Source organism: Blautia sp. ZXY-1-C6 (assembly GCF_056339875.1).
Genome location: NZ_JBWJVQ010000097.1, coordinates 1 through 2,221, shown reverse-complemented (window position 1 = coordinate 2,221; position 2,221 = coordinate 1). Strand labels below are relative to the sequence as shown.

General features: G+C 48.0%; 3 protein-coding genes and 2 pseudogenes. All 5 read right to left on the bottom strand.

Annotated features, from left to right (window positions below):
* Positions 1 to 470, bottom strand: a pseudogene (locus AC075J_RS03620) (VirB4-like conjugal transfer ATPase, CD1110 family); the annotation flags it as partial.
* Complete coding sequence (locus AC075J_RS03615) at positions 418 to 822, bottom strand: PrgI family protein (RefSeq protein ID WP_035394369.1); 405 nt, start codon at positions 820 to 822, stop codon at positions 418 to 420. The pseudogene AC075J_RS03620 and the gene AC075J_RS03615, both read right to left, overlap by 53 nt.
* Before the next feature lie 21 nt (positions 823 to 843).
* Positions 844 to 1,713 carry a VirB6/TrbL-like conjugal transfer protein, CD1112 family gene (locus tag AC075J_RS03610; protein WP_015529210.1) on the bottom strand — a complete coding sequence of 290 codons (870 nt, stop codon included), beginning with the start codon at positions 1,711 to 1,713 and terminating at the stop codon, positions 844 to 846.
* An 18-nt stretch (positions 1,714 to 1,731) separates the two neighbouring features.
* Positions 1,732 to 1,827 (bottom strand): annotated as a pseudogene (locus tag AC075J_RS03605) (Maff2 family mobile element protein); the annotation flags it as partial.
* 85 nt (positions 1,828 to 1,912) lie between these two features.
* The coding region (locus AC075J_RS03600; protein ID WP_476390014.1) for a DUF4368 domain-containing protein at positions 1,913 to 2,221 on the bottom strand (309 nt) is incomplete at its 5' end.

Below are 2,221 nucleotides of genomic sequence, written 5' to 3'. Positions count from 1 at the left end.
TTATGCTTGACAAGCCCGTTGTTCCCTTTGGCAAGCTGCGATTTCAGCATATCGGAATACTCAGTGCGGATAGAGTTAAAATCGTCATTTTGCAGCGGGATATGGATTGCCAGCGCTGCCTGTTCCTGCTGTGAGCCTTGATTGATGAAAGAAAGCTGCACGTTCACGCTTGCGTCAAAGTAGTTGAGAAAATCGCACCAGTTTTCAAAAATGGCGGTCTTATCGTCTGCCTGTGCAAGCTGATAGTTGATGTCCTCAAAGGCAATGCTCTTTGAATATTTCCGCTGTGCCACTTTGCAGATACCGTCCGGGTACATGGCAAGGTAGGGAATGGTCTGCTGTGCGGTGTGGGCTTTGCCGTCCCCCTTTGCCTGCCGGATAACCGCCGCTATCTGTTTCTTTTCCGCGCGGGTCAGCTTACGCCTGTTTCCTGCGGCTTCCCGCGTCTTTTTTGTCTGTCCTTTTGACAATCGCTGATACCTCCTTTTCTAATGCCCGCTGTTTCTCCAAGAGTGCATACAGGTTTTCCGTCTGATACGGTCGCACTTTGGGGCGGGTCAATTTTGTCTGAATGATGTTCTTTACAACCACTTCAAGGGGCTGCCCATGCTTTTCATACATGGCAACCAAAAAGCAGGGAAGCATGACGACAATCATTGCCATTGCCGCAAGGCTCGTCCCTGCGCTGTCTTTGAACAAAAAGAAAAGTGGCAGTCCCATAAGAAGTGCCACTGAAAAACAAAGGATTTGCCGCTTTGTCAGATTGAAAGCGACTTTTGTTTTGACTTTGGATAAGTCTTTGGGTACAGGTACATACGCCAAGAAAAAACCTCCTTTCTGCCCTTAGTGGGCGTTGAATATAGATTTTGCCAGTGCGCCGGATTTGAACAGGGAGAAACAGAGGATAACGGTATAGGCTGCAAGGGAAAAAATCGCGCTGTGCAGGTTGTCCGCTAAGACCATTTCGCCTACCAAAACCGCATAAATGCCGACGCATATCATAATGAGGAAGCCTTGAAAACCAAGTGCAAACAGCCCCTTTAGGTAGTTGTTCCCAATCTGTCCCCATTCCCGGTTTGTCATGGTGGCAAAAGGGATAGGGGAAACGGAACAGTAGGCGTATATCTCAATCATTCTGCCGTAGAGGATAACGGTTATCAGTACGGACATGATTTTCATACAAAGGCTTACAAGGCTCGTTTCCATGACAAGTAACAGTAGTTCGGGGATTTCCATATCTTTTAGTCCCTCCTGCATGGCGGCAAGGGCTTCGGTTACGTCGATATTCGTATCGCCGCCGATTACCCCCGCCGCGCCGGACACAATATGCTGCGCCATATCAAACACCGCCATAGTAATATCAAAGGTGTGCGTTACCAAGAAAACGGCAACAAAGGCTTTGAAAAACCACTTAAAGAACATGAACGTGTCAACGTCGTGCATATTGTTTTTTTCCGTTACCATGCTGATAAGCTCATAACAGAGGACATAGGTAATGACAAGCCCCGCAATGGGTACAATCACATTTTCCGACAGATTTTGTATCATGTTGAAAATGTTCGCGTTCCACCCCTGTGGGGTCTTGCCTACCTCCGCTGCAATGGTGCCTACTTTTTCGTTTACGTCCCCGAACATCGTTGACAGATTACCGTTTATCGCGCCGATAAGGATTTCTTTTATCCATTCGTTAATCGCGTCAAGTATGCTCTCCATAGGCTACCCTCCGTAAACTTATCCGAACAGACCGGAAAGAAGCGGTACAAGGATAGTGCCGATAAGGGCAACACCGCCGCCCGCCATAAGCTGTTTAATGCCCTGTGATTTTGCTTATGTGTGATAAAGAAGTAATAGAAGTGTAAAAAATTTTGCCGTTCCTATCCGGCACATGAGGTATGTCGGATAGGTCGGGCGGTTAGGTGTCGGGCAGTTCTACCTTGCCGACAAAAGAATAATAGATTTCGATTTCCTGTCTGCGTAACTTGCCCCGGCGTTTCCCGTCAAGGGCAACGCTTTCATGGACAACGATTTTCTCCACAAACTCCCGCAGCAGAGTAGGGGTAAGTTCTTCAATGGTAGTGTGCCTGCGTACCACATTCATAAACTTTTCAGCGTTTGCGGTGGCTTCCTGCGCTTTGGAAAGTTCTTCCCGCAGTCTGGCGGCACGTTCTTTCAGTTCTTTCTGCTCGGCTTCATAGTCTGCCGACAGCTCTGTGAAACGCTC

Excerpts from the sequence above, each read along its gene's own strand:
- AC075J_RS03610 (WP_015529210.1), bottom strand. The coding sequence starts at position 1,713 with ATGGAGAGCATACTTGACGCGATTAACGAATGGATAAAAGAAATCCTT.